The organism is Streptomyces sp. NPDC086989 (assembly GCF_044745505.1).
Lineage (GTDB): Bacteria > Actinomycetota > Actinomycetes > Streptomycetales > Streptomycetaceae > Streptomyces.
Window position 1 is genome coordinate 1 of record NZ_JBIVAL010000031.1, and the last position, 26,074, is coordinate 26,074.

Here is a 26,074-nt window from a genome sequence, read left to right on the forward strand (position 1 = left end):
ACACCTCCACCGGGGGGGGGGGGGGCCCGCCCGCGCGGGGGGGGGGGGCGGGGGGGGGGGGGGGGGCCCCCCCCCCCCCCCCCCCCCCCCCCCGCCGCTCAGCCGTCCAACCGTCCGCCCCCGGAGCCTTAAGCGTCGCCGCCCGCGGCGCCCGGGTCGGCCGCCGCGACGTCCAGCAGCCGGTACCGGTCCACCGCCTGCTTCAGCGCCGAACGGTCGATCCTGCCCTCCTTGGCCAGCTCGGTCAGGACCGCCAGCACCACCGACTGCGCGTCGATGTGGAAGAAGCGCCGGGCCGCGCCGCGGGTGTCCGCGAAGCCGAACCCGTCCGCGCCCAGCGAGGTGTACGCGCCGGGCACCCACCGCGAGATCTGGTCCGGGACGGAGCGCATCCAGTCCGAGACCGCCACGAACGGCCCCTCGGCACCCGACAGCTTCCGCGTCACGTACGGGACGCGCTGCTCCTCCTCCGGGTGCAGCAGGTTGTGCTCCTCCACCTCGACGGCCTCGCGGCGCAGCTCGTTCCAGGAGGTCGCCGACCACACGTCCGCCCGGACGTTCCACTCCTCGGCCAGGATCCGCTGGGCCTCCAGCGCCCACGGCACCGCCACGCCCGAGGCCATGATCTGCGCCCCGATCGAGCCCGCCGAGCCCGCGGACACCCGGTGGATGCCCTTGAGGATCCCGTCCACGTCCACGTCGGCCGGCTCGGCCGGGTGCTGGATCGGCTCGTTGTAGACCGTCAGGTAGTAGAAGACGTCCTCGGCCTCCGGGCCGTACATGCGCCGCAGACCGTCCTGGACGATGTGCGCGATCTCGTACCCGTACGCCGGGTCGTACGCCACACAGCCCGGGTTCGTGGACGCCAGCAGCTGGGAGTGGCCGTCGGCGTGCTGCAGGCCCTCACCCGTCAGGGTGGTCCGGCCGGCGGTCGCACCCAGCACGAAACCGCGCGCCAGCTGGTCGGCCATCTGCCAGAACTGGTCACCCGTGCGCTGGAAACCGAACATCGAGTAGAAGACGTACACCGGGATCAGCGGCTCGCCGTGCGTCGCGTACGCCGAGCCCGCGGCGATCAGCGAGGCCGTGCAGCCCGCCTCCGAGATGCCGTCGTGCAGCATCTGGCCCGTCGGGGACTCCTTGTAGGCGAGCAGCAGGTCGCGGTCGACCGCCTCGTACTGCTGACCCAGCGGGTTGTAGATCTTGGCGCTCGGGAAGAACGCGTCCATGCCGAAGGTGCGGTACTCGTCCGGGGCGATCAGCACGAACCGCTTGCCGATCTCCTTGTCCCGCATCAGGTCCTTCAGGATGCGCACGAACGCCATGGTCGTGGCGATCGACTGATGGCCCGAGCCCTTCTTCGCCGCCGCGTACGCCTTGTCGTCCGGCAGCTGGAGCGGCTTGGCCCGCACCACGCGCGTCGGCACGTAGCCGCCCAGCGAGCTGCGCCGGTCGTGCATGTACTGGATCTCCGGCGAATTGCGGCCCGGGTGGTAGTACGGCGGCGCGCCGTTCTCCAGCTGCGCGTCCGTGATCGGGATGTGCAGGCGGTCGCGGAAGCGCTTGAGGTCGTCGACCGTCAGCTTCTTCATCTGGTGCGTCGCGTTGCGGCCCTCGAAGTTCGGGCCGAGCGTCCAGCCCTTGACCGTCTGCGCCAGGATCACCGTCGGCTGGCCCTTGTGGGCCTTGGCCGCCGCGTACGCCGCGTAGATCTTCTTGTGGTCGTGGCCGCCGCGGCCCAGGTGCAGCAGCTGCTGGTCGCTCATGTTCTCGACCATCGCCCGCAGCCGCTGGTCGTCACCGAAGAAGTGGTCGCGGATGTACGCACCGGTCTCGGTCGCGTACGTCTGGAACTGGCCGTCCGGCGTCGAGTTCATCCGGTTGACCAGGATCCCGTCGCGGTCCTGCGCCAGCAGCGGGTCCCAGGAGCGGTCCCAGATCAGCTTGATCACGTTCCAGCCGGCACCGCGGAACTGCGACTCCAGCTCCTGGATGATCTTGCCGTTGCCGCGCACCGGGCCGTCGAGCCGCTGCAGGTTGCAGTTCACGACGAAGGTCAGGTTGTCCAGACCCTCGCGAGCGGCGATCGACAGCTGGCCGAGCGACTCCGGCTCGTCCATCTCGCCGTCGCCGAGGTACGCCCAAACGTGTGACTTCGAGGTGTCGGCGATCCCGCGCGCCTCCATGTACCGGTTCATCCGGGCCTGGTAGATCGCACCGAGCGGGCCGAGGCCCATCGAGACGGTCGGGAACTCCCAGAAGTCCGGCATCAGCCGCGGGTGCGGATAGCTGGACAGACCGTACGGGGCCTTCGACTTCTCCTGCCGGAACGCGTCGAGCTGCTGCTCGGAGAGCCGGTCCAGGAGGTAGGCGCGCGCGTAGATGCCGGGGGAGGCGTGGCCCTGGAAGAAGATCTGGTCGCCGCCGTCGCCCTCGTCCTTGCCCCGGAAGAAGTGGTTGAAGCCCACGTCGTAGAGGGAGGCGGAGGAGGCGAACGTGGCGATGTGGCCGCCGACGCCGATCCCGGGACGCTGGGCGCGCGAGACCATCACGGCGGCGTTCCACCGGGTGGCGTTGAGAACCTTGCGCTCGATCTCCTCGTTGCCCGGGAAGAACGGCTCGTCCTTGGTGGCGATCGTGTTGACGTAGTCCGTGCTGCGCATCTCGGGCACGGCCACGCGCTTCTCGCGGGCGCGCTCGATCAGCCGCAGCATCAGGTAGCGGGCGCGTTCACGGCCCCGCTCGTCGACGGCGGCGTCCAGGGAGTCGAGCCACTCCTGCGTCTCCTCCGGATCGAAGTCCGGGACCTGGCTCGGCAGGCCGCCAATGATGATCGGATTGCGATCGGATGCGGAAGCCACGCTGTTCCTTCGCTGTCAGGGGAGTCGTGCCATGGGGTTTCGCCGCCTCCCATCGTCTTACGCTCGGTCGGAATCGTCACCTCTACCACTGGGTAATCACTGGAGTCCGCGGCGATCGGGAGGGCGGGCGGCGGCGCGTCCGGCCGAACCGCAACCTTACGCCCCGGACGATCACCGGGTTCGGAAGACCGTTCGGTCCCTCAAACAGGTAGGAAAGCCGGTAAGCGTTGCCGATGATGCCGAATGAGCTGGAATGGTGTGGGATGAATCACCAGAGGTGCACGCGGGAAGGCTGAAAGTTGCGGCGAGACGGCCGCAATCGTCACCGTTTCGACGGTCTCGGCGGCCGGGTACTTGCGCGATCCGCCCCGCCCGTGTGGACTACGCCCAATGCTGCGCGTACGCGCGCCGCCAGAAGACATTCACCGAACATGAGCAGGAGGCACCCCGTGAGCGCGACCGCGGACCACGCGGAGAGCCTGGCCGCCCGGCTGGGTTTCCAGTCCGAACAGGTGGTCCAGGAGATCGGCTACGACGAGGACGTCGATCAGGATTTCCGTGAAACTGTCGAAGACCTCGTCAGTGAGCTCGCCGACGAGGACTACGACGACGTGGCCGACGCGGTGCTGTTGTGGTTCCGCGACGAGGACGGCGACCTGACGGACGCCCTGGTCGACGCGACCGAGCTGGTCGAGGACGGCGCACTGATCCTTCTGCTGACCCCCAAGACGGGCCGTGACGGCTACGTCGAGGCCAGCGACATCAGCGAGGCCGCCACGACGGCCGGCCTCTCGCTTGCCAAGGGCCTGCCCGTCGGCAAGGAGTGGACCTCCACCAAGCTCGTGACGCCGAAGGCCGCCAAGGCCAAGCGCTGAGCCGCACCGCAGCCAAGCGGACACGCACCCTGTCAGCCGGAATCCGTTCCGGTCGGCGGGGTGCGTGCGTTCCGGACACCTGATCCCCCTAGGCTGGACCCACCCGAACAGCCCAATCCGGGGATGCGGGAACGAAGGGATGCGAGAGATGGCGATCGAGGTCGGCAGCAAGGCCCCGGACTTCGAGCTCAAGGACAACCACGGCGCCACCGTGCGGCTCTCCGACTTCCGCGGGGAGAAGGCCGTCGTGCTGCTCTTCTACCCGTTCGCCTTCACCGGTGTCTGCACCGGCGAGCTGTGCGAGCTGCGCGACCAGCTGCCGCGCTTCCAGAACGACGACGTCCAGCTCCTCGCGGTCTCCAACGACTCCGTGCCGACCCTGCGGGTCTTCGGCGAGCAGGAGAACCTCGAATACCCCCTGCTGTCGGACTTCTGGCCGCACGGCGAGACCTCCCGCGCGTACGGCGTCTTCGACGAGGAGAAGGGCTGTGCGGTCCGCGGCACCTTCATCATCGACAAGGACGGCATCGTGCGCTGGACCGTCGTCAACGGCCTGCCCGACGCGCGTGACCTGAACGAGTACATCAAGGCCCTCGACAGCCTCTGAGGAGCCGGCCTCTGCACGCCATCGGCCCGGACGGCGCCCCGCGGACCCGCCCGCTCGCCGCACCGGCCGTACCCGCCGTACCGCCCGTACCCGCCGTACTTGCCGTGCTCGGGCGGGTTCCGGGAACTGTTCACCGGGAAAGACGCCGACAGGCGGGAACCCGTCACTAGGATCGAAGCGTTGATCCCGGTAGAAACCGCACGACGGGGCACCGCCCCACACATGAACCCAATGGAGGACCCGTGGGAGTCAGCCTCAGCAAGGGCGGAAACGTCTCGCTGACCAAGGCCGCGCCGAATCTGACGGCGGTCATCGTCGGTCTGGGCTGGGACGCTCGCACCACCACCGGTGTCGACTTCGACCTCGACGCCAGCGCGATCCTGACCAACGACCAGGGCAAGGTCGCCAACGACTCGAACTTCGTGTTCTTCAACAACCTGAAGAGCCCGGATGGCTCGGTCGAGCACACCGGTGACAACACCACCGGTGAGGGCGAGGGCGACGACGAGGCGATCAAGGTCAACCTGGCCGGCGTCCCCGGCGATGTCGCCAAGATCGTCTTCCCGGTCTCGATCTACGAGGCCGAGAGCCGCCAGCAGAGCTTCGGCCAGGTCCGCAACGCGTACATCCGCGTGGTGAACCAGGCCGACAACTCCGAGCTCGCCCGCTACGACCTCTCCGAGGACGCCTCGACGGAGACCGCCATGGTCTTCGGCGAGCTGTACCGCAACGGAGCGGAGTGGAAGTTCCGCGCCATCGGTCAGGGCTACGCCTCCGGCCTGCGCGGCATCGCCCAGGACTTCGGCGTCAACGTCTGAGCCCGCCAGCAGTCACCCGTCCGGCGCCGTGCACTGTGTGTACGGCGCCGGACGCGCTTTGCACCGCCGCACCACTGCACCACCCCGCAGCAGCACCACCGCACCACCGCACCACTGCACCACCACCGGCCCGCCACGCGAGCGTGCCGCGATCACCACGTCGTCCGGGGAGGACCACAACATGGGCGTCACACTCGCCAAGGGGGGCAACGTCTCCCTCTCCAAGGCCGCACCGAACCTCACCCGGGTCCTGGTCGGTCTCGGTTGGGACGCGCGCTCGACCACGGGGGCCGACTTCGACCTCGACGCCAGCGCGCTGCTGTGCCGCGACGGCCGGGTCCTGGGAGACGCGTACTTCGTCTTCTACAACAACCTGAAGAGCCCCGAGGGCTCCGTCGAACACACGGGGGACAACCTCACCGGTGAGGGTGAGGGCGACGACGAGTCGATCATCATCGACCTGACCAAGGTGCCGGTCGAGGTCGACAAGATCGTCTTCCCGGTCTCGATCCACGAGGCGGAGGCCCGCCGACAGAGCTTCGGCCAGGTCAGCAACGCCTTCATCCGGGTGGTGAACGACTCGGACGGCCAGGAGCTGGCCCGCTACGACCTCACCGAGGACGCCTCCAGCGAGACGGCGATGATCTTCGGTGAGGTCTACCGGTACGGCGGCGAATGGAAGTTCCGCGCAGTGGGGCAGGGGTACGCGTCGGGGCTCCGGGGCATCGCTCTAGACTTCGGGGTCAACGTTTCGTAAAGCCGTACAAGACGATGGGGTGCCAGTGGTTCTCAAAACCTTCGGCTGGTCGTTCGCAGTCACTGCGCTCGGTCTGGTCGCAGCGGTGTTCTACGGGGGGTGGACCGCATTCGGGATCGTGGCGATCCTGACCATCCTTGAGATCTCGCTGTCCTTCGACAATGCAGTGGTCAACGCCGGAATCCTGAAGAAGATGAATGCCTTCTGGCAGAAGATCTTCCTGACGGTCGGCGTACTCATCGCCGTGTTCGGCATGCGCCTGGTCTTCCCCGTCGTGATCGTGGCCATCAGCGCCAAGATCGGGCCCCTCGACGCAGTCGATCTGGCCCTGAACGACAAGGAGATGTACCAGCAGCTGGTCACGGACGCCCACCCGTCCATTGCCGCCTTCGGTGGCATGTTCCTGCTGATGATCTTCCTCGACTTCATCTTCGAGGACCGGGACATCAAGTGGCTCGCGTGGCTGGAGCGCCCGCTGGCGAAGCTGGGCAAGATCGACATGCTCTCGGCCTGCATCGCGCTGATCGTCCTGGTCATCACCTCGATGACCTTCGCCACCCAGGCCCACCAGCACGGCGGGGCCCACGCGGACAAGGCGCAGACGGTCCTGATCTCCGGCATCCTCGGCCTGATCACCTACATGATCGTCGGCGGCCTGTCCGGCTACTTCGAGAACCGCCTCGAAGAAGAGGAAGAGGCCGAGCACGAAGCCGAGGAGGAGGCCAAGAAGAGCGGCAAGCCCGTCACGGCCGTCGTCATGGCCGGCAAGGCCGCCTTCTTCATGTTCCTCTACCTCGAAGTCCTCGACGCCTCCTTCTCCTTCGACGGTGTCATCGGCGCGTTCGCCATCACCAACGACATCGTGCTGATGGCCCTCGGCCTCGGCATCGGCGCCATGTACGTCCGGTCGCTCACGGTCTACCTGGTCCGCCAGGGCACCCTCGACGACTACGTCTACCTGGAGCACGGCGCGCACTACGCCATCGGCGCGCTCGCCGTGCTCCTGCTCGTCACCATCCAGTACGAGATCAACGAGGTCATCACCGGCCTCGTCGGCGTGGTGCTCATCGGCTGGTCCTTCTGGTCCTCCGTGCGCCGCAACAAGCGGATGGAACTGGAGGGTTCCGCCGCCGAGGCATGATCACGGCAGTAATGCGGAACGCTCCATCTGCGGGGCGGCCGGGCTTGGTCTGCGGACTGCCGGGCCGCCCCGCCCGCGTATTCAAAAGGGGGGTAGGGGAATGGGATTCTTCGACGGGATCAGGGGCAGCCGCGCCCTGCAGTTCGACTCGGGCAGCGCCTCGTCGAACGCGATCGAGCTGACCAAGCGGCATCCGACGGTCTCGCTCACCAAACAGGGGGCGGTCCACGGGAACCTTCGGGTCAACCTGTCCTGGCGCATGCGCAGCTCGGACATCGGTGCCCGCAGCGGCACGGGCGGACGGCTCCTGCGCCACCCGTTCAAGCTGTTCAAGCCCGACATGGTGCAGGCCCACACCCAGGGCATGGTCAACGTCGACCTCGACCTCGGCTGCCTCTACGAGCTGGCCGACGGCACCCGGGGCGTCGTGCAGCCGCTCGGCAACCTCCACGGCGACATCAACAGCCCGCCCTACGTGAAGCTCAGCGGCGACGACCGGTTCGGGGCGCCCTCCGGTGAGACGGTCTTCGTCAACCTCGACCACGCCGAGGAGATCAAGCGGCTGCTGGTCTTCGTCTACATCTATGACCAGACCCCGGCCTTCGACCGCACGCACGCCATGATCACCCTCTACCCGATCACCGGGCCGCGGATCGAGATCCCCCTGGAGGAGCGGCACCCGCAGGCCCGCTCCTGCGCGGTGCTGACCCTGGAGCACGTCAAGGGCGAGCTGATCGTCCGGCGCGAGGTGAAGTTCGTGTACGGGTTCCAGGCCGAGCTCGACCGGCTGTACGGGTGGGGCCTGCAGTGGGGGCGGGGCTACAAGAGCACCAAGGCCTGACCGGAACCCGGCCGGAGCTCCGGCCGGGCCTTCACGGCGTCGGCGGGGAGCTCCGCCCGGGCCTTCACGGCGTCAGCGGCGGATGAACTGCGGGCCCTGCACCGGCAGCCGGAACGTCGGGTCGCCGCCCGGGACCGGCACAGGGGCCGGGGACACCGGCTGCGGGTACCCGTACGCGGGCTGCGCGGCCGGCGGGGCCTGGGTCTGCGGAGTCTGCGGCGTCTGCGGGCCCGGCGGAACCGGCGGGCGCATCGCGGCCGTCTGCTCGGCGGCCGGCCCGGCGGCGGGCTCCGCCCCGGAGGCCTCGGCGGCGTTCTCGTCCACGGAGATCCCGTGGTCGGTCGCCAGCCCCACGAGCCCGTTCGAGTAGCCCTCGCCCAGCGCCCGGAACTTCCATCCGTCGCCGCGCCGGTACACCTCGCCGCAGATCAGGGCCGTCTCGGCACCCGTCTCGGGGCGCACGTCGAAGAAGGCCAGCGGCTCGGAGCCGCCGGTCGTCGTGGCGTCGTAGAGCAGGATCCGCAGGTCCTGGACCTGCTGGAACGGCACGTCCTCGGCGGAGGCCACCACCAGGATCCGGTCCACCACCGGCGGCACCGCGCGCAGGTCCGCCTGCACGGCATCGGTGATCGCCTCGCCGAGCTGCTTCTTGCCGAGCCGCCACACGGCTCCGGACGGGTGCCGGGGCTGGTTGTAGAAAACGAAGTCCTCGTCCGAGCGCACGCGCCCGTCCGGGCCCACGAGCAGCGCCGAGGCGTCGACGTCCGGCACCTCGGGGCCGCCGGTCCAGCGCAGCACCGCCCGGACCGCCATGGCGGTCACCGGGATGTTGGAGCCCTTCTGCATCGCGTGCGTCATGCCCGTCATCCTGCCCTCCCTGGGCGGCGCGGAACAACGCGGCCCCCCGCAGGGCCTTGTCGCGGACGAAAGACCTGGGCATGGTGCAAGAGGGTTACCTGAACTTCATGTGCTTGAGGAACTTTTGACTCACATTCGTACGTACTATTACCGGCCACGCCAGTTGGGCCGCCGAGGCAGTACGGGGGAAGCACATGCGTCACTTTGGGCATATATCGCCCACCGTCCGCAAGGACCTCTTCCACCAGGAGCCCGCCGAGTTCACCGCCGCCTCCCCCTCCCGCGTTCTCGCCGCCGCCCTCGGAGCCACCCTCTACAGCCCCGCCACCCGCCCCCACCTCGCCGCGGACGTCCACAAGCAGGCCGGCCGCGGAGTCGTCTCCATGGTCCTCTGCCTGGAGGATTCGATCAGCGACGCCGAGGTCGCGGACGCCGAGGACAACCTCGTCCGGCAGTTCACCGCCCTCGACGCCGACGGCCGCGAGCTCCCCCTCCTCTTCATCCGGGTCCGCACCCCCGAGCAGATACCCGACCTGGTACGCCGCCTCGGCGGCTCCGTCCGCAGACTGGCCGGATTCGTACTCCCCAAGTTCACCGAGGACCGGGGGACCGCGTTCCTCGACGCCGTGGCCCAGGCGGAGGCGGAAGGCGGACAGCACCCTCTGTACGCGATGCCCGTCCTGGAGACCCCCGACCTCCTCCACCTCGAAACCCGCGTCGAAGCCCTCGCCGGCATCTCTCGCACCGTGAACCGGTACCGCGACCGCGTCCTCGCCCTGCGCCTCGGCGTCACCGACTTCTGCTCGGTCTACGGACTGCGGCGCACCCCGGACATGACCGCCTACGACGTGCAGATCGTCGCCGGGGTCATCGCCGACGTGGTGAACGTCCTCAGCCGCGCCGACGGCACCGGCTTCACCGTCACGGGACCCGTCTGGGAGTACTTCCGCAGCCAGCAGCGCCTCTTCAAGCCCCAGCTGCGCCGCAGCCCCTTCCTGGAGGAAGGGGCGGAGGAACTGCGCACCACCCTCATCGAGCACGACCTCGACGGGCTGCTGCGCGAGATCGAACTCGACCGGGCCAACGGACTCCTCGGCAAGACCTGCATCCACCCCGCCCACGTCACCCCCGTCCACGCGCTGTCGGTGGTCTCCCACGAGGAGTTCAGCGACGCCCAGGACATCCTGCGCCCCGAGCGGGGCGGCGGCGGAGTCATGCGCTCCGCCTACACGAACAAAATGAACGAGGTGAAGCCCCACCGGGCCTGGGCCGAGCGCACCATGCTCCGCGCCGAGGTCTTCGGCGTGGCGAAGCAAGAGGTCGGCTTCGTCGACCTCCTCACGGCAGGGCTCCAGGTGTGAGCCCGCACGTGAACACGGAGAAGGGCAAGAAGATCGACGCGGTGTGGTCGGGAACCTGGGTCGCGGACCGGCTGGGCGTACGCCTGCAGGAGGCCGGCGATGCGGGACCGCCGCGGCGCGGCCCCGCACCGCCACGGCTGGAAGAACTGCTCGGGCTGGCCCTGCGCCGCAACCCGAAGCGGGCCCACCTGCTGGTCTCGCAGGTACTGGGCAAGCACGTCCCCCAGTCCCCCGCGGCCGTCTACGCCGCCGGACACGGCCTCGGCGAGCGCGTCCGGGCCCTGCTGGGCGACGCCGCCGCCTCCGCGGTCGTCCTCGGCTACGCCGAGACCGCGACCGGACTCGGCCACTGCGTCGCCGACGGCCTCGGCGCCGCCCCCTACCTGCACTCCACCCGCCGCCCCGTGCCGGGCATCGAACCCGCCGGCGGGTTCGAGGAGGCCCACTCGCACGCCACCTCGCACCTGCTGCTGCCCGAGGACCCGAAGCTGCTGGCCGGCAGCGGCCCGCTGGTCCTGGTCGACGACGAGTTCTCCACCGGCAACACGGTCCTGAACACCATCCGCGACCTACACGCCCGCCACCCCCGCGCGCACTACGTGGTCGTCGCCCTCGTCGACATGCGCTCCCCGGCCGACCGCGACCGGCTCACCCACTTCGCGGCCGAGCTCGGCGCACGCGTCGACCTGATCGCCCTGGCCTGCGGAACGGTGCACCTCCCCGACGGCGTCCTGACCAAGGGCCAGGCCCTGGTCGAGCAGTACGAGGCCAAGGCCGGGCCGGGCCCCCGCCCCACGGCAGCCGCGCCGGCAGGGCCGGACGGCCCGCGGGCGGTATGCGAGCGGGTCCCGCTCGGCTGGCCCGGAGGCCTTCCGGACGGCGGCCGCCACGGCTTCACCCCCGCGCACCGCGAGACGCTGGACGCGCTGCTGCCCACACTGGCCGGCCGGCTCGCCGACGCGCTCGGGGACGAGCCGGGACGTGTCCTCGTACTCGGCAACGAAGAGCTGATGTACGCCCCGCTGCGCCTCGCGAAGGCCCTGGAGGAGTCGGGCGCCGCCCGGGAGGTCCGCTTCTCCACCACCACCCGCTCGCCCGTCCTCGCCGTCGACCACCCCGGCTACGCCATCCGCACCCGGCTCGTCTTCCCCGCCCACGACCGCCCCGCCGACGGGCCCGGTGACCGCTACGCCTACAACGTCGCCGGAGCCGGCTTCGACGTCGTCGTCGCCGTCGTCGACTCGGCCGGCGACACCCCCGAACTGCACGCCGGACTGCTCGCGGCCCTCGCCCCGCACACCGGCCGCGTCCTGCTGGTCTCCATACCGTCGTACGTGCCGGTGGCCCCCGTACCGACGTCCGTCCCCGAGCGGCGGGAGCCGATCATGCCCGAGCCGGTCCTCACCGAAGCGGTCCTCCCGGAGCCCCTGCGCGGGCCCGGCTTCTCCTCGTACGCCGCCGAAGACGTCGGCTGGCTGCTCCAGGACCTCTCCGACGTCGCCCTCGAAGCCCCCACCGAGGAGCGCGAGGAAGCCATCCAGGCGGGCGGCGCGCACTACGCCGAGTCGCTGCCCGTCGAGTACCAGCCGTCCCCCCAGTACCAGGAGATGTACCGCAGCGCGCTGACCGCGTCCGCCGCCCGGATGGCCCGGGCCGTCGGCACGGTCACCGAGACCGTCCTCGCCGAGCGGTCCCCCTCCCCGGTCCTCGTCTCGCTCGCCCGGGCCGGCACCCCCGTCGGCGTGCTGATGCGCCGCTGGGCCCGGGCCCGGCACGGCGTGGACCTGCCGCACTACGCCGTCTCCATCGTGCGCGGCCGCGGCATCGACCCCAACGCACTGCGCTGGCTGGCCGCCCACCACGACCCCGCCGACGTCGTCTTCGTCGACGGATGGACCGGCAAGGGCGCCATCACGCGCGAACTGTCGGCCGCGCTCGAAGCCCAGCGGGAAGCCGGTGGACCGGCCTTCGATCCGGAGATCGTGGTCCTCGCCGACCCCGGCTCCTGCGTGTCCACGTACGGCACCCGCGAGGACTTCCTGATCCCCTCCGCCTGCCTCAACTCCACCGTTTCCGGACTGATCTCGCGTACGGTGCTCAGGTCCGACCTGGTCGGGCCCGCCGACTTCCACGGCGCGAAGTTCTACCGCGAACTCGCCGGGGCCGATGTCTCCACCGCCTTCATCGACACCGTCGCCGCCCGCTTCGACGAGGTGGCCGACGCCGTCGACGCCGAGGTCAAGGAGCTCCTCGCCGCCGACCGCACCCCGACCTGGGAGGGCTGGGCGGCGGTGGAGCGGATCAGCGAGGAGTACGGCATCCACGACGTGAACCTGGTCAAGCCCGGCGTCGGCGAGACCACCCGGGTGCTGCTCAGGCGCGTCCCGTGGAAGATCCTGGCGCAGCGCGGCGCCGGAGCCGACCTGGACCACGTACGGCTGCTCGCCGAACAGCGCGGCGTGCCCGTGGAAGAGGTCGACGGACTGCCCTACACGTGTGTCGGACTCATCCACCCCCGCTTCACGCGCGGCGCGACCGGCGCCGACGGAAAGGCTGTGGCCTCCAAGTGACTGTCCTGGTAGCCAGTGATCTCGACCGCACGCTCATCTACTCGACGGCCGCGCTCGGCCTGACCATGCCCGACCAGGTGGCCCCGCGGCTGCTGTGCGTCGAGGTGCACGAGAGCAAGCCGCTGTCATACATGACCGAGACGGCGGCGAAGCTGCTGGCCGAACTGACCACCGGCCCCGACGTGGTCTTCGTCCCGACCACGACCCGCACGCGCAAGCAGTACCAGCGCATCCGCTTCCCCGGCCGCCCGGCGAAGTACGCGATCTGCGCCAACGGCGGACAGCTGCTGGTCGACGGCGTCCCGGACCGGGACTGGCGGCGCCAGGTGGCGGCGCGGCTGGCCGAGGAGTGCGCACCGCTGGAGGAGGTCCACGCACACCTGCTGGCCGGCGCGGACCCGGCGTGGCTGCGCAAGGCGCGCGTCGCGGAGGACCTGTTCGCCTACCTCGTCGTCGAACGCGCCCTGGTACCCCCGGAATGGATCAAGGCGCTGACGGAATGGGCCGAGGACCGGGGCTGGACCGTCTCCCTCCAGGGCCGCAAGATCTACGCCGTGCCCCGCCCGCTGACCAAGAGCGCGGCCGTGCGCGAGGTGGCCCGCCGCACGGGCGCGACCACCACCCTCGCCGCGGGCGACTCCCTCCTCGACGCGGACCTGCTGCTGGCGGCGGACGCGGCCTGGCGGCCCGGCCACGGTGAGCTGGCCGACGCCGGCTGGACCGCGCCGACGGTCACGCCCCTGGCCACCGCGGGCGTCCTGGCCGGCGAGGAGATCGTGCGCGCCTTCGTCCGCACGGCTGCCCGGGAGGATGCCCGCGAGGCTGCCCGGAAGGATGCCCAGGAGATCGCCCGCAGTGCCGGCGAAGTCGGCACACTGGGCTCATGACCAAGGGCAACAGCACCAAGATCACCGACGAGCTGTACCGCTACGTGCTCGACCACAACCCCCCGCTGGACCCGGTCCAGCGGGGGCTGGTGGCGACCACGTACGAGAAGTTCCCGGACGTCGCCGGCATGCAGTCGGCGGAGGAGCAGGGACCCCTGCTGGCCTTCCTGGTCCGGCTGACCGGCGCCCGCCACATCGTCGAGATCGGCACGTTCACCGGCTTCTCGACCCTGTCGATGGCACAGGCCCTGCCCGCGGACGGCACGCTCATCGCCTGCGACGTCTCGCAGGAGTGGACGGCGTACGGCCGCGAGGCATGGCAGGCCGCCGGCGTCGCCGACCGCATCGACCTGCGGATCGCCCCGGCGCTGGACACGCTGCGCGCCATGCCGCAGGAGCCGCACATCGACATGGCCTACGTCGACGCCGACAAGGAGAGCCAGATCGCGTACTGGGAGGAGCTCGTTCCACGGCTGCGCCCGGGCGGCCTGATCGTCACGGACAACACGCTGTTCCACGGCACGGTCCTCGACGAGTCCGCGACGGGCTCGGCGGCGGGAGTCCGCGCCTACAACGCACACGTCGCGGCGGACTCCCGCATGGAATCGGTCCTGCTGGCCATCTCGGACGGCATCACCCTGTCGCGCAAGCGCTGACTAGCAGCAGCCCCCGCCGCCGCAGCAGCCCCCGCCGGAGGGAGCGGGGGCGCTGCTCGTCCCGCCGACGGCCACGGCGGAGAGCAGCTTCACGGTGTCGGCGTGCCCGGCGGGGCAGTCGGCGGGAGCGGACGACTCGGCCATGGGCCGGCTGACCTCGAAGGTGTCTTCGCAGGTCCGGCAGCGGAATTCATAACGAGGCATGGCCCAAGGCTACAGAGCCGGACGCCGCCCGCCACAGCCTTGCCGCCGCCCGCCGTCCCTCGCCGGGGCGGTGACGTCAGTGAGCGGGCGCGGTCCCGGCCGCCCGGGCGGCGCGGGCCCGGTCCTCCCGTGCGGCCTGCTCGGGGTGGCGGGCCCGCCAGTACGGATTGTCGTGCGGCAGGGCGCTGCCCACCCGCCCGTACATCCCGAACCACATCAGCATCACGCCGACGACGAAGCTGAACAGCACGTTCTGGATGTGGAACGCCAGGAAGTTCAGACCGGTGTCCAGCAGCGCCAGATTCACGAAGCCGCTGGCGATGAACAGCAGCCCCAGCACGATGTTCAGGGTGGAGGCGAAGTTCCCGCCGATCACCATGCCGACGAAGAGCAGCAGTCCGAAGCAGATCGACAGGACGCTCAGCGCGCCGTTCGTGTTCAGCGCGAGCACCGTGGCGCCGCCGGTGTCGAAGAACCCGATCCGGTCGATCAGCCCGAGGATGCCGAAGGCGACCAGCAGCAGCCCCATCAGACCCGCGCCCACCCGGTACACCTGGCTGAGCTTGTGATCGGTGGGCAGATGCTCGTCGAGCTGGGCGTTGACGGGATGGGCGACGCGCCGCACCAGGTACGGGACGTGCGGCTGCGGGATCTCGATCGGCCCGTGGGCCACGTACGGCGCGTACTGGTCATGGGGCTCGTGGCACCCGTACGCCGCATGCGGAGCGTTCACGTTCGCGAGGGGGACACCGGGCGCACGAGAGGTGGGGGAAGTACGGGCAGCCATCACGCCCTCCTAAGCTCCGAAACCGGCCACCTCCCAGCATCCGCCGCCACCCACCCCACGACAAGCGGACAGCCCAGCCGCCCTCGCCACCCCACGCCCTGCGCCCCACGCCACTTTGGAACGAGCCCTGCCGACCGGGGACACCGGCCTGGCCGCGCCAGCCGGGCCGCGTCGTGTCGGCCTGGCTGCGTCCTGCCGACCGGGCCGCGCCGTGCCGGCCTGGCCGCGCCCTGCCGACCGGGCCACACTGCCCTAGCCACACTCGCCTAGCCGCGCCGCCCCCGGATGTCGGCCACGACCCGCGCCACGTCGGCCCGGACCTGCTCCATCTCCTGGAGGAAATGCCAGTAGTCCGGGTGCCGCTCCTCCAGAGCGGCGAGCGCACGCTCCATCCGCTCCACCGCCCCGTCCAGCGGCCCCGCATGCCGCGGATCCGGCACGGTGCGCCCCTCCATCGCCAGCCGCTGCGCATCCCGGACCGCGAACCGGGTCCGCTGCACCTCCGCCTGCGGATCCCGCGCCACCGCCTCCAGCCGCGACAGCCGGTCCTGCGCCGCCGACACCGCCTCATCGGTGGCGTCCAGCGCGCCCCGGACCGACTCGACCAGCGCCGCGACATCGGCCCAGCGCTGCTCCTCACGCGCCCGCCCGGCCTCCTTCAGCTGTTCCTCGGCCCGCGCCACGTCCCGTACGGCCTGATCGGGCACCTGCTGCAGGTCCTGCCAGCACGCCGCACTGAACCGCCGACGAAGCTCACTGAGCACCGGATCCACCCGGTCCGCCCGATTGCGCAGCGCCTGGGCCCGGGTCCGCAGGCTCACCAGCCGCCGGTCGATCTCCGCCGCCCGCTCCGGGAGCCGCGCCACCTCGACCCGTATGGCCTCCGCGTCCCGCAGGATCCGGTCCGCGCGCTGGATCGTCTCCTGCACCCCGTGCTGCGCCGCGCCCTGGTTCAGCAGGGTCAGCTCCGGCCCGAGCGAGGCCAGCCGCGCCGCGAACTCGTCGGCCCGCATCCCCTTGCCCCGTACGTCGTCCAGCGCCGTGCTCGCGGCGAGCAGCGCCGCCCGCGCCCGCTCCCGGGCCGGCGCCACCCGCGCCAACTGCGTCTCGGCCTTGTCCAGCAACGGCTGCAGCCCCTGCGCGAACCGGTCCAGCTCGCCCTTGACCCGCACGAGCTCGTCCCGCGCCCGCGTCAACTGCTCCCGCGCCCGCGCGGCGGCAGCCCCCTCCAGATCCACCCGGTCCAGGTCATGCGCGTCGACGGCCTCGATGTACACGTGGCTGACCTGGTCGATCCGCTGCCCGAGCGCGGCGAACCCGTCCCCGGCCTGCCGCGCCGCGGGAGACCCGTCGGCGGCCGCGATCGTCTCCATGGAGATCCGCAGATCCCGCTGGGCGGTGTCCAGCTCGTAGAACGCGGTCGCGGCGGCGTCCTTCGCCGCCTGAGCATCCGCCCGCCGACTCTCGTCCCGCCCACCGAACCACCGCCGGGATGCCGTCGTCACAATCCCTCTCCCGTACCGCCTGCGCCATGCCCCGGTCCATTCTCTCCCACGGATGCGGGTTTGCGTGGGGGGTGCGCCTGGCATGTAGGCTGTCCACTCATCCACGGGTGTGTAGCTCAGGGGTAGAGCGCTGCTCTTACAAAGCAGATGTCGGCGGTTCGAAACCGTCCACGCCCACCAGCACGAAGGCCCCCAACCGATCTTGGTTGGGGGCCTTTGACGGTTACAGGTGACGGCAACCGCTTACTCGGCCGGGGATGGGGGTGGGCGCTCATGCCGTCTCCCGGGGCCGGGCCCGGCGGATGGAGCTGTCGAGGGCGCACGGGTGAACCGGTGGTCGAGCTGCACCGGACCACGTACACCGCGGACGGGACCGTCGTCGAGTTCGCCGTAGGCGTGCACGCTGCTTCGCGGTTCGCCTGGGAGTAGGACTTCAAGGTTCCTGACTCGGCACACGAGGAGAAGTAGCGGTGGTCTCTGAGCGCGCATGGGCGGACGCCGAGATCATCTGGGATTTCCACCAGATGCATCACGAACCCCGCCCATGCTCCGTGGTCGTGGGGCTGGGCAGCCACGACCTCGGCGTCGCGGACACGACGGTCGACCTCTATCGACGGGGCATGGCGCCCCTGATCGTCTTCACAGGCGCCACCAGCCGCACGACGCAAACCCGCGTGTCCCGTGGCGAGGCAGTCCACTACCGCGAACGCGCCCTCGAACTAGGCGTCCCGCCGGCCGCCGTCCTCGTAGAGCCGCGTGCGACGAACACTGGCGAGAACGTGGGCTTCACCAAGGCACTCCTGAAGGAGCGGCGCGTCGAGGTTGAGTCCGTCCTCTTGGTCAGCAAGCCGTACGAGGAGCGCCGCGCGTACGCTACGGCCCGAAAACTGTGGCCCGAGGTCGAGATCGTCAGCGCTTCTACCCCCATGACGTTCCGCCAGTACGTTGACTCAATCGGCGACTCTCGCCTGGTCATTGACATGCTGGTTGGCGCCCTCCAGCGCCTCTTGCTCTACCCCGAACAGGGCTTCATGGTGGCGCTCCCGGTGCCTGACCAAGCCTTGGCTGCCTACGAGCGTCTGACTCGGCAGGGCTTCACAAGCCGCCTTGCGTGCCCTCCGGACTCCAGGTGAGTAGCCCGAGAGGCCGAGGTTCATTACAACAGGCAAGCGTTGCTTTGTTTCTTTAATGCTGCGCCCTGTATGAACTTCCGTAGGCGCCCCGTCACGGGCCCCTCTGGTGCAGTCATCTATAAGGCACTTAGCCCAGCCAGCGCAGGTCGATTGCCTTTGGGCCGCGAATGTTTGCCTCATCGGGGGTGAAGGCGATGTAACACCCCGGAGTCAGGTAGCTCCACTCTTCCTCATTCTGGAAATCGTACAGATGGAAAAAGTAGTCCCTACCCCAAGAGTGAGTAAAGCCGAACGCCCGATCTTGGATCAGGTTTTTGAGCGTCCCAACTCGCCTGTTGAGCAAATTTGGATCGATCGAACGGATTCGATCCTTTAGGCGCATCGTGAAGTTTTCGCAGCTGGATGCCATGTATTCTTCGTCGATTTTTTCGCTGAGGTCGGCGCTGAGTTCGCTAAGCTGCACAAGGCGGTCCGAGGACTCACCGACAAGCATCTCTATATTGCCGTTCTCTGCAAGTTCTACGGCTGCTTCCAGACTTTCAACAGCCTTGCCGACTTGGGAGTTTTCCAGACTTCTTTCAGCGGCATAAAATGCTGCCCGAAGGCCCATAACCAGCGCCACGGAACCGTCTGCGTTGGTCGGCCTGAGGGTGAGAGCGTGCGACGCGCTTGCGATCGCAGACTCGTAGTCCTGTAGTTGGATATGCGCCCACACGATTTGAATGATGACGGCGGGAGGAACCTGATCTGCATGCGCGGCCTTCTGTAGCAAGTTGAGGCCGAGGTCGAGATCCATTCCCTCGTCCACGAGGAACGCGCCATACAGATAATTCAGGGTTGCCGAGTTTGGCTCCAGTTCGTGGGCGCGCTCGTATGCTGCTCGGGCAGAGAGGGTATCCCTCCGCGCGGTTTGGACGAACGCCTCGATCCGCCAGGACTCATGGTATCCGGGCGCCAGTCGCTGACCTTCACGACAACTCAGCAACGCTGAGTCGAACTGCCCGCGCTCGTAATAGCGCAGGGCTTCACGCAACAGGCGGGCGACGCTAAAGTCTCCTGAGCCTCGGATATCAATTGTGTTGGGTTCGTATGGGGAGGCGGTGCTCTCAGCTTGGAGCGTGACTCCCAAGGCCGTTAGTTGCTTACTCCGGTTCTCGAACAACTGTCGCTCAAGAGACTTCACCGTGTGTCGCTTATCGAGATACTGCTTACCGAAGTCCGTAAGTTCATACGTCGTCTCGGAGGTGTGGCCAGCAGAGGCACCCTGCATCTGCACGAAGTTGGTTGTCATTAGTTCAAGCAGGCTGGACTGAATCGCATTGGCGGAGTAATCGTTGAAGAATGCCAATTCTGCTTGACTGCGCCGGCCTGGCAGCACCTGCATGGAGCGTAGAACAGATTTTGCCTCACCCGATAGGTACTCATAGACGTTCGACATGCAGAAGTCGAGAACGAGGTCGTTGTTATGTAGAAGCTCTTCGGGGCGCTTTCCGGCCTGGACACCTGCGACGAACCAACGAATATAGGCGGGATGGCCTTTCATGGACTTGACCATCTGGTTAACAGCTGGTGCCGGAAGCCCTTGGAGCGCCTTTACGCCACGCACACGGGCTACCGCTCGTAGTAGTCGGGCGGAGTCGTCGTCTGACAGAGGGTCCAATGACACTGGATTCTCAATTCCAAGGCCAATCCGACTGGTGATGATGACTTTGCTGCCCATGGGGAGGTCTAGCAGAAACTCGCGTAGGCGTTGATCCAGGACAGTTTCCAAATTGTCCAGGATCAAGAGAACTCGAAAATGTTCCAGATAGGACAGAACCTCGTCAATCGGGTCGTCTGACTTCCCGGCGCGCTCTCCCCCGAGTTGTTCCGCGGCGGAGGCGAATAGGCCCAGAGAGCTTTCGATCGCCCCGCTGATGCGCTGAATCTCATTGACTGTCAGAATGGTGGCCTTGGCGGTAACCCATACCAGCGCATCGAATTTGTTATTTGGGTCGTCTAGTAGCTCGTAGGCTGCCTTTAGGGCGACTGAAGTCTTCCCGATGCCGCCATCGCCAAGGATTGAAACGACTGGGTAGGCTCCCTTAATTGCTTTCTTGATTCGATCTACTTCTTTACGGCGTCCGAAGAAACCGGTTTCGTCAAACTCGGGAGCTGGGAGGTTGTGTAGCGGCGCCTCATCGGGATCTGATACCAGACTAATCGTCAAGCCGAGCACGTATGCCGGATCTTGCTCCAGGCGCTGGAGGGTCTCGCAAACGACCGGCCAGCTGCCTCGTGATTCCGCGCAGATGTCTTTGGCGACGTCGTGCACCGTGGCCAAGTCGTCAATTTCCATCGGACGGGTATGGGCCACGCGATTGCGGATCTGGGTGATCCTGCCCAAAAAGGGGGCGAAGAGGGTCAATGACTGTTGAAGTTCATCGGGGAGGCGACTTTTGAGCCCCTTCAACACTTCATAGGAATCCGCGAAGTCTAGATAGGTGACCAGCGAGGACACTGTGGGGGGCGCAGAGCTCGGAACGTCTCGCGACCGCCGTTGCTGTGTCTTTTCGTACCTTTCCGCCTTAAGCAATTCGAGGGCGTCATCGCTTTCGTCTACAGCAGACAGAATCGAATTTCTGAGATCTTCTTCGATTGCCGCGATCAGTGCGAAGGACGTCAAACGCGTGGCGGTGGAACTCATGCGACCCCCTGGCAGCGCCTTACAGGCTAGTGCAGTAACCCACTTTAATCGTATCTGGGCTCGGCCGCTGGGGGAGCTGCTTTGTCGAAGATGTGGGGGCCGCTCGCCCTCGCCGGTGGTTACAGCCCCCACAAGAGCCTCGGGCGCGGGGCCCGCTTGCCGCACGCTAACGTGACGGCAGCAGGTGACGGCAACGTCGTCATACGTGGAAGGCTCTCCACAGATGTGGTGGGCTGACCTTGGCGGGTGCTGACCCTCAGATCTTGGGGTTCTGGGCAAACCAGACGAGCTTACAAAGCAGATGTCGGCGGTTCGAAACCGTCCACGCCCACCAGCACGAAGGCCCCCAACCGATCACGGTTGGGGGCCTTCGGCGTCTTCGCCCGACGGCAGCCGGGCCGGCCGGGGTTTGGCCGGGGTTGGGTGGGGGATGGGGCGGGGATGGGGGAGTGGCTTGCAGCGGGCGGGGTGGCGGTGGTGCTGGCGGCCGTGGTCGTGGCCGGCTGGGGGAGGGAGAGCCGCAGCTTCGAGCAGCGGCGGGACGCCGAGAGGGCCCGGTTGCTCGCCCAGGTGGCGGAGGCCGCGCCGGGCGCGGCGGATCCCAAGTACGCCGACGTCGGGCGGACGCAACCCGGGCGCGAGGGGCATGGCGACGCCGAGTTCACGTCCGTGCTGGTGGAGTACTACGCGTACGGGCTGACGCAGGCACGCAGCAGCTTCGCCACCAGCCAGCGCTTCGCCGGCGCGGGCTCCGCGATCCTGCTCCTCGGAGTGGCGCTCGCCGTGTGGAAGGCCGAAAGCACCGGGGACCTGTACCTCGGTGTGGTGACCAGCTCGGTGGGGCTCGTCGTCACCCTCGTCGGGCAGCTGTTCCACCGGCGGGCCGACATCGCACTGCGGCACATGGCCGCCCAGACCACCTCCCTGCGCGAAGACCGGAGGGCGGCCGCCGCCATGCAACGGGCCGTCGAGCTGCTCGACGAGGTCACGGACCCCGAGCTGCGGGCGCGGCTCCAAGCAGGCTTGATCATGAAACTGTCCGGGGCCGAGCTGCCCCGGTAGCGCCATAGTGGGGGTATGTGCCGTTCCATCAAGACCCTGCGCCCGCCCGCCATCCCCGCCAAGGCCACCGAGGAGGAGATCCGCGCCGCCGCCCTGCAGTACGTACGCAAGGTGTCCGGGTTCCGGGCGCCCGCCGCGCACAACCAGGAGGTCTTCGACGCCGCCGTGGACGCGATCGCCGAGGCGACGCGGGACCTGCTGGACGGACTGCAGGTCAGAGGCGCGACCGCCACCGCCTGAGGGCTGTCCCGTAAGCGCCGATCCACCGGGGACTACGGGGCAGCCCTCAGGCAGCGGGTCAGGCCGTACGGGAGCGGCGGCGCAGGATCCAGACGCCGGTGCCGAGCGCACCCGCAGCCAGGGTGCCGCCCAGCGCGATCAGGCCGGGGCTCGCCGTCCCGACGCTCCCGCCCAGGCCGCCGCGCGCCCCGCCGGGGGAGACCTGGAGGGAGACGGTGACGCGCTGGCCGCCGGAGCCCCCGCACTCGAAGCTGACCGTGTACACCCCCGCGGTGGCGTTGCCGTACACGGAGGCGCCGCCGACGAGGCTGGTGGCCTCGAGGTTGCCGGGGGTCAGCCGCACCTCGCCGAAGGCGGTCGACGAGGCCAGGCCGGTCTTCGTCCCGCAGCCGGTGAGGTTCAGGCTGACCCGCCCGCCGGGAGCAACGGCGGTCGGGGAGACGCCGGCCGAGGGCGAAGCGGCATGGGCGACGGTCACGGGAGCGGCCGCGACGAGGACGAGGGTCGCGGCCGCGACCCTTCCCAGGAGGCGGCGCTTCGACGGCTGGGCGAGCGGCGTGGCGGGCATGGAGAGAACTCCTCGGGCTCCTCGGAACGGCGCGGCCAGGGCACGGATGTGACGCGGATTCGGTTCCACGCCGTGCTGAGGACGCTAGGAGCCCCGGCCCGGGGCGGCGATCGGGGCCGGGTGAACGGGTGAGCCACTGCTCCGCCCGGGGGAACGGGACACGTGGTCCGGCCCCCGGCCCGGACGCGCGGGCAGGGCCGCCTAGGCCGCCGAGGCGGCCGCCGTCGGGACCGGCCGGCGGATGACGAAGGCCGCCAGGGCCCCCGCCGCGAACAGGGCGACCACCGAGACCGCCGTGCCGAGCCAGGCCGCGCCCAGCCACTGCGTGCCGAAATACCCCAGGGCCACGCTGTACCCCGCCCACGCCATGCCCGCCAGGACCGACCAGGGCAGGAACTCCATGACCTTGCGGTGGGTCTTGCCCGCCCCCAGGGACACCACCGAGCGGCCGGCCGGGGCGAAGCGGGCGATCACCACCAGGGCGCCACCCCCGCGGGCCAGCGCCGTGCCCAGGCGATCATGGGCACGGGTCAGCCGACGGGACCGGGCGATCGCGCGGTCGAGCCGGGCCCCGCCCCGCCGAGCCAGCCGGAACGCGGCCATGTCACCCAGCACCGACGACGTCGCGGCGATGACCAGCAGCGCCAGAATGTCGGGCACCTGAGCGGGAACCCCCACCGGACCCGCCGCACCCGCAGCCGCCGCGGCCGCCGCCGCAGTGATCACCAGAACCCCGCTCGGCAGCACCGGCAAGAACACGTCGAGCACGACGGACACCGCCACCACGACATAGATCCACGGGCTCGCCGTCAGCGACCCCAGCGTCTCAAACAAGGCGGGACTCCCCAGTCCGATTGACGTGCTTCGGCGTAGAAGCGCCGCGACGTCGCGGGGGAGCGGCAGGGGCGGCTTGACAGCCATACAGCGTACGCCTGGCGTCGGTCCACCGTATGCCCGGGGCTTCCCGGGCCCACAGTGTGTCAGCCCGGACCGCCGTTGCGCTCCGTCAATTCGCCGTCATCGATCCGCCGTCAGCTCCCGGTCCAGCACCGTCACCCACCCGGCAGCCGGCTCCCCCTTGCGCCCGCGGCGCGCCTGGTCCAGCCGAAGCCGGGCAGACCGGCCCGCCAACGCCAGCGTCATCAGCTGGTTCCCGAACCACGGCCCACCCGTACGCCGCCAGCTCAACGGCGGCCGGCCCGTCCGCCCGTGCCGCGAGAACCCGCGCCCCAGCCACCGCCCCGTACGCGACCACCCCAGCCGGAAACCCCACTTCACCACCGCATGGATCGAGTTGTGCACCGGCGAGCACGTCAGCTGGAACACCCGCGCCGTACTGGGTATTCGAGGCTCGGCCACATACGCGTGATGCACGTCCCCCGACAGCACGCAGACCGTCGCCGGAGCCCGCGGACCCGTCCCCACCTCCTCGATCAGATCGCTCAACGCCGCGAACGAGGCAGGGAACGCCGCCCAGTGCTCCAGATCGCTGCGCCGCCGCAGATCCTCACCGATCCGCGCCCACCGAGGCCCCCGCTCCCCCCGGCACAGCGCCGCATCCCACACCTCCGCGTCATGGATCAACGGCGGCATCAGCCACGGCAGGGACGACCCGATCAGAAGATGGTCATAACCCCCGTGCCCGGCCAAGGCATTGTCGCGGAGCCACTGCTGCTCCGCCGGATCGAGCATCGCCCGCCCGTCCTCGGCCAGCACCCGCGCCGCCCGCGTGTCCACCATCAGCAGCCGCACGCGCCCGAAGTCGCGCCGGTAGCTCCAGCGCACCGACCCCGGATCGGCATCCGCCCCGGCGGCGAACGCCCTCAACGCATCCGTGCCGTCCGGGCTCTCCCGCACGGCCGCGTACACCGCATCGGCCGCGAGCTCGGCCGGCGAGAGATTCCCCAGGTGCTGGTACACCCAGTACGACATCAGCCCGCTCAGCACCCGCTCCTGCCACCACGGCGTCGCCCGCATCTCCGCCAGCCACGCCGCGCTGGTGTTCCAGTCGTCCACGACGTCGTGGTCGTCGAACATCTGCAGGCTGGGGACCGTCGACAGCAGCCAGCGGATCTCCGGGTCGAGCCACGATTCGTAGTACAGCCGCGTGTACTCCTCGTAGTCCGCGACCTGCGCCCCGGGTGCCTCCCGCAGGTCCCGCCGGGCCGCGATCCACCGCCTGGTCTCCCGCGACAGCTGGTCCGCGTACACCTGGTCGCCCAGCAGGAGCAGCACATCCGGCCGCGCCTCCTCCGGATCGGCGGCCAGCCGCGCCGCCAGCGTATCGAGCGCATCAGGCCCGTGCGGCCCGTGCCGGCCGGCCGGCGGCGCAGCCTGCCGGCACGACCCGAACGTCAGCCGCAGCGCCGGGGCGGCCCGCCCGGCCACCGCGACCGCAGGCGTGCTGATCGTGCTCGCCGGGAACGCCGAGTCCGCCAAGGGCCACACGCACACGCCGTCGAGCAGCACCTCGTACGCCGTGGTGCTCCCCGGCGCCAGGCCGGTCACCGGTATCAGCGCGTAGTGGTGTCCGGCGACCTGGAAGGTGCGCACGCTGCCGCCGGCTCCGTCGGCGCACCGCACTTCGGCCGTACACGGCCGGTCGGCCTCGACCCATATCGTGGCCGAACCGCCCGTGTCCCAGTCGACATAGCGAAGCAGTGGCCCCAGACGCAATCCGGCCATGCAACTCCCCCTCCTCCATCGCCCCTTGGATCACGGTACGACGGGGAGGGGGAGCGTGGCCTCCCCCTGGCGGGGGAGAGGCCGGGTGAACGGCGGCGTGACCGGAGCGTGACCGGTCGGTCAGCAGCCGTTGAGGATGTTGACCAGGGCCGTCTTCTCGCCGGAGTCCATGCTCAGCCCCCAGTACTGCTTCACGTCGACCCACATCCGGGCGTACGTGCAGCGGTAGGCGGTCCGTGACGGCAGCCACTTGCCCGGGTCCTGGTCGCCCTTGGCCTGGTTGACGTTGTCGGTGACCGCGATGAGCTGCGGGCGGGTGAGGTCGTTGGCGAACTGCTGGCGCTTGGCGGTGGTCCAGGAGGCGGCCCCGGAGCGCCAGGCCTCGGCGAGCGGTACGACGTGGTCGATGTCGAGGTCGGCCGCGTTGGTCCAGGTGGCGCCGTCGTACTCGGAGTACCAGCTGCCGCTCACGGCGGCGCAGGAGGAGTCGGTGGCGACGCCCACGCCGTCGCGCTTCAGGACGGTCTCGCGCGTGTTGCAGCTGCCGGAGACGGTGATCCAGTGCGGGAAGAGGCTGCGACTGTAGCCGCTGAGCGAGCCCTCGGTCTTCGGTGTGACCGTGGCGAGGTACGAGCGGGCGGCCGCGGCGCTGATGGGGGCGGGCGGGGACGCCTGGGCGAGGGGCGCGTTCACGAGGGAGGTGAGGGCGGCGAACGCAGCAGCTGACGCGATCACGCCAATTCGACGCGCGTAGACAGCGGGTATGGGGGGCATGAGGGGCTCCCTGGATGTGGGGGGATGTGGCCGGTCGGCCCCGGAGGGGCGCGGCCATGGTGGCGGCGCCAGATTGCGTGGCGGCGGGCGCAAGGTTACAGGATTGCGACATGAGCACGTCAGACGGGCGACCCCAACTTCCCTGAATTAAACGGAGGTTGTAAATCCGAATGGAGGGCGGAGGTGTAGCCGCAGGAC

The 26,074-nt window shown here is 69.4% G+C and carries 23 protein-coding genes, 1 tRNA gene and 1 pseudogene; 15 read left to right on the forward strand and 10 right to left on the reverse strand.

Annotated features, from left to right (window positions below; all coding sequences use genetic code 11):
• Positions 1 to 128: 128 nt before the first annotated feature.
• Positions 129 to 2,861, reverse strand: coding sequence for a pyruvate dehydrogenase (acetyl-transferring), homodimeric type (gene aceE / locus ACIPK4_RS38130; RefSeq protein ID WP_402322044.1), 2,733 nt, complete (start codon positions 2,859 to 2,861; stop codon positions 129 to 131).
• A gap of 449 nt (positions 2,862 to 3,310) precedes the next feature.
• Between aceE and ACIPK4_RS38135 the strand changes: the two genes are divergently transcribed.
• From ACIPK4_RS38135 to ACIPK4_RS38160, 6 genes are all read left to right on the forward strand, one after another.
• Positions 3,311 to 3,736, forward strand: coding sequence for a DUF3052 domain-containing protein (locus tag ACIPK4_RS38135; RefSeq protein ID WP_054222640.1), 426 nt, complete (start codon positions 3,311 to 3,313; stop codon positions 3,734 to 3,736).
• Between the two features lie 148 nt (positions 3,737 to 3,884).
• Positions 3,885 to 4,343 (forward strand): peroxiredoxin, encoded by a 459-nt coding sequence (locus ACIPK4_RS38140; RefSeq protein WP_376202523.1) that lies wholly within the window; start codon positions 3,885 to 3,887, stop codon positions 4,341 to 4,343.
• A gap of 242 nt (positions 4,344 to 4,585) precedes the next feature.
• Positions 4,586 to 5,161 (forward strand): TerD family protein, encoded by a 576-nt coding sequence (locus tag ACIPK4_RS38145; RefSeq protein WP_030869027.1) that lies wholly within the window; start codon positions 4,586 to 4,588, stop codon positions 5,159 to 5,161.
• A 181-nt stretch (positions 5,162 to 5,342) separates the two neighbouring features.
• Positions 5,343 to 5,918: a TerD family protein gene (locus ACIPK4_RS38150; protein WP_030160469.1), complete on the forward strand. Its 576-nt coding sequence runs from the start codon at positions 5,343 to 5,345 to the stop codon at positions 5,916 to 5,918.
• Positions 5,919 to 5,943: 25 nt separating this feature from the next.
• Positions 5,944 to 7,059: a DUF475 domain-containing protein gene (locus ACIPK4_RS38155; protein ID WP_402322049.1), complete on the forward strand. Its 1,116-nt coding sequence runs from the start codon at positions 5,944 to 5,946 to the stop codon at positions 7,057 to 7,059.
• Between the two features lie 100 nt (positions 7,060 to 7,159).
• A complete protein-coding gene (locus ACIPK4_RS38160; RefSeq protein WP_402322052.1) occupies positions 7,160 to 7,900 on the forward strand; it encodes a Tellurium resistance in 741 nt (246 codons plus the stop codon).
• A 72-nt stretch (positions 7,901 to 7,972) separates the two neighbouring features.
• Here the strand turns inward: ACIPK4_RS38160 and ACIPK4_RS38165 are convergent, their stop codons facing one another.
• Positions 7,973 to 8,758: a TerD family protein gene (locus ACIPK4_RS38165; protein WP_402322114.1), complete on the reverse strand. Its 786-nt coding sequence runs from the start codon at positions 8,756 to 8,758 to the stop codon at positions 7,973 to 7,975.
• Positions 8,759 to 8,952: 194 nt separating this feature from the next.
• Between ACIPK4_RS38165 and ACIPK4_RS38170 the strand changes: the two genes are divergently transcribed.
• The 4 genes from ACIPK4_RS38170 to ACIPK4_RS38185 are packed head-to-tail and all read left to right on the forward strand — an operon-like array spanning position 8,953 to position 14,232.
• Positions 8,953 to 10,119, forward strand: coding sequence for an HpcH/HpaI aldolase/citrate lyase family protein (locus ACIPK4_RS38170; protein ID WP_402322055.1), 1,167 nt, complete (start codon positions 8,953 to 8,955; stop codon positions 10,117 to 10,119).
• A gap of 8 nt (positions 10,120 to 10,127) precedes the next feature.
• On the forward strand, positions 10,128 to 12,689 hold the full coding sequence (locus ACIPK4_RS38175; RefSeq protein ID WP_402322058.1) for a phosphoribosyltransferase: 2,562 nt from the start codon (positions 10,128 to 10,130) through the stop codon (positions 12,687 to 12,689).
• The gene (locus ACIPK4_RS38180) at positions 12,686 to 13,576 is read left to right on the forward strand and encodes an HAD family hydrolase (protein ID WP_402322060.1); all 891 of its coding nucleotides are present in this window, start codon (positions 12,686 to 12,688) and stop codon (positions 13,574 to 13,576) included. The genes ACIPK4_RS38175 and ACIPK4_RS38180 overlap by 4 nt, the downstream gene beginning before the upstream one ends.
• On the forward strand, positions 13,573 to 14,232 hold the full coding sequence (locus tag ACIPK4_RS38185; RefSeq protein ID WP_402322063.1) for an O-methyltransferase: 660 nt from the start codon (positions 13,573 to 13,575) through the stop codon (positions 14,230 to 14,232). Before ACIPK4_RS38180 ends, ACIPK4_RS38185 begins: the two co-directional genes overlap by 4 nt.
• On the opposite strand, the gene ACIPK4_RS38190 is transcribed toward ACIPK4_RS38185, so the two are convergent.
• The 3 genes from ACIPK4_RS38190 to ACIPK4_RS38200 all read right to left on the reverse strand — a co-directional run bounded on the left by ACIPK4_RS38190 (position 14,233) and on the right by ACIPK4_RS38200 (position 16,728).
• Complete coding sequence (locus tag ACIPK4_RS38190) at positions 14,233 to 14,436, reverse strand: zinc ribbon domain-containing protein (protein ID WP_030160452.1); 204 nt, start codon at positions 14,434 to 14,436, stop codon at positions 14,233 to 14,235.
• A 76-nt stretch (positions 14,437 to 14,512) separates the two neighbouring features.
• Entirely contained in the window at positions 14,513 to 15,223 is a 711-nt protein-coding gene (locus ACIPK4_RS38195; RefSeq protein ID WP_402322065.1) for a DUF4383 domain-containing protein, read from the reverse strand.
• Between the two features lie 266 nt (positions 15,224 to 15,489).
• On the reverse strand, positions 15,490 to 16,728 hold the full coding sequence (locus ACIPK4_RS38200; protein ID WP_402322068.1) for a hypothetical protein: 1,239 nt from the start codon (positions 16,726 to 16,728) through the stop codon (positions 15,490 to 15,492).
• Positions 16,729 to 16,833: 105 nt separating this feature from the next.
• Here ACIPK4_RS38200 and ACIPK4_RS38205 point away from each other — a divergent pair.
• The 3 genes and pseudogenes from ACIPK4_RS38205 (at position 16,834) to ACIPK4_RS38215 (ending at position 17,861) form a co-directional block, all read left to right on the forward strand.
• Positions 16,834 to 16,908, forward strand: a tRNA-Val gene (locus ACIPK4_RS38205).
• A 144-nt stretch (positions 16,909 to 17,052) separates the two neighbouring features.
• Positions 17,053 to 17,157 (forward strand): annotated as a pseudogene (locus tag ACIPK4_RS38210) (UTRA domain-containing protein); the annotation flags it as partial.
• Positions 17,158 to 17,198: 41 nt separating this feature from the next.
• Positions 17,199 to 17,861, forward strand: coding sequence for a YdcF family protein (locus tag ACIPK4_RS38215; protein WP_402322071.1), 663 nt, complete (start codon positions 17,199 to 17,201; stop codon positions 17,859 to 17,861).
• Between the two features lie 127 nt (positions 17,862 to 17,988).
• On the opposite strand, the gene ACIPK4_RS38220 is transcribed toward ACIPK4_RS38215, so the two are convergent.
• Entirely contained in the window at positions 17,989 to 20,547 is a 2,559-nt protein-coding gene (locus tag ACIPK4_RS38220) for an NB-ARC domain-containing protein (RefSeq protein ID WP_402322074.1), read from the reverse strand.
• Positions 20,548 to 20,988: 441 nt separating this feature from the next.
• Between ACIPK4_RS38220 and ACIPK4_RS38225 the strand changes: the two genes are divergently transcribed.
• Positions 20,989 to 21,609, forward strand: coding sequence for a hypothetical protein (locus tag ACIPK4_RS38225; RefSeq protein ID WP_402322077.1), 621 nt, complete (start codon positions 20,989 to 20,991; stop codon positions 21,607 to 21,609).
• A gap of 15 nt (positions 21,610 to 21,624) precedes the next feature.
• Complete coding sequence (locus ACIPK4_RS38230) at positions 21,625 to 21,849, forward strand: DUF2277 domain-containing protein (RefSeq protein ID WP_402322080.1); 225 nt, start codon at positions 21,625 to 21,627, stop codon at positions 21,847 to 21,849.
• A 58-nt stretch (positions 21,850 to 21,907) separates the two neighbouring features.
• On the opposite strand, the gene ACIPK4_RS38235 is transcribed toward ACIPK4_RS38230, so the two are convergent.
• The 4 genes from ACIPK4_RS38235 to ACIPK4_RS38250 all read right to left on the reverse strand — a co-directional run bounded on the left by ACIPK4_RS38235 (position 21,908) and on the right by ACIPK4_RS38250 (position 25,867).
• Complete coding sequence (locus tag ACIPK4_RS38235) at positions 21,908 to 22,417, reverse strand: hypothetical protein (protein WP_402322082.1); 510 nt, start codon at positions 22,415 to 22,417, stop codon at positions 21,908 to 21,910.
• A 201-nt stretch (positions 22,418 to 22,618) separates the two neighbouring features.
• Positions 22,619 to 23,251 carry a DedA family protein gene (locus tag ACIPK4_RS38240; protein WP_402322085.1) on the reverse strand — a complete coding sequence of 211 codons (633 nt, stop codon included), beginning with the start codon at positions 23,249 to 23,251 and terminating at the stop codon, positions 22,619 to 22,621.
• A 183-nt stretch (positions 23,252 to 23,434) separates the two neighbouring features.
• Positions 23,435 to 25,102, reverse strand: coding sequence for an alkaline phosphatase D family protein (locus ACIPK4_RS38245; RefSeq protein WP_402322087.1), 1,668 nt, complete (start codon positions 25,100 to 25,102; stop codon positions 23,435 to 23,437).
• Between the two features lie 120 nt (positions 25,103 to 25,222).
• Positions 25,223 to 25,867: an HNH endonuclease family protein gene (locus ACIPK4_RS38250; protein WP_402322117.1), complete on the reverse strand. Its 645-nt coding sequence runs from the start codon at positions 25,865 to 25,867 to the stop codon at positions 25,223 to 25,225.
• Between the last annotated feature and the right edge of the window lie 207 nt (positions 25,868 to 26,074).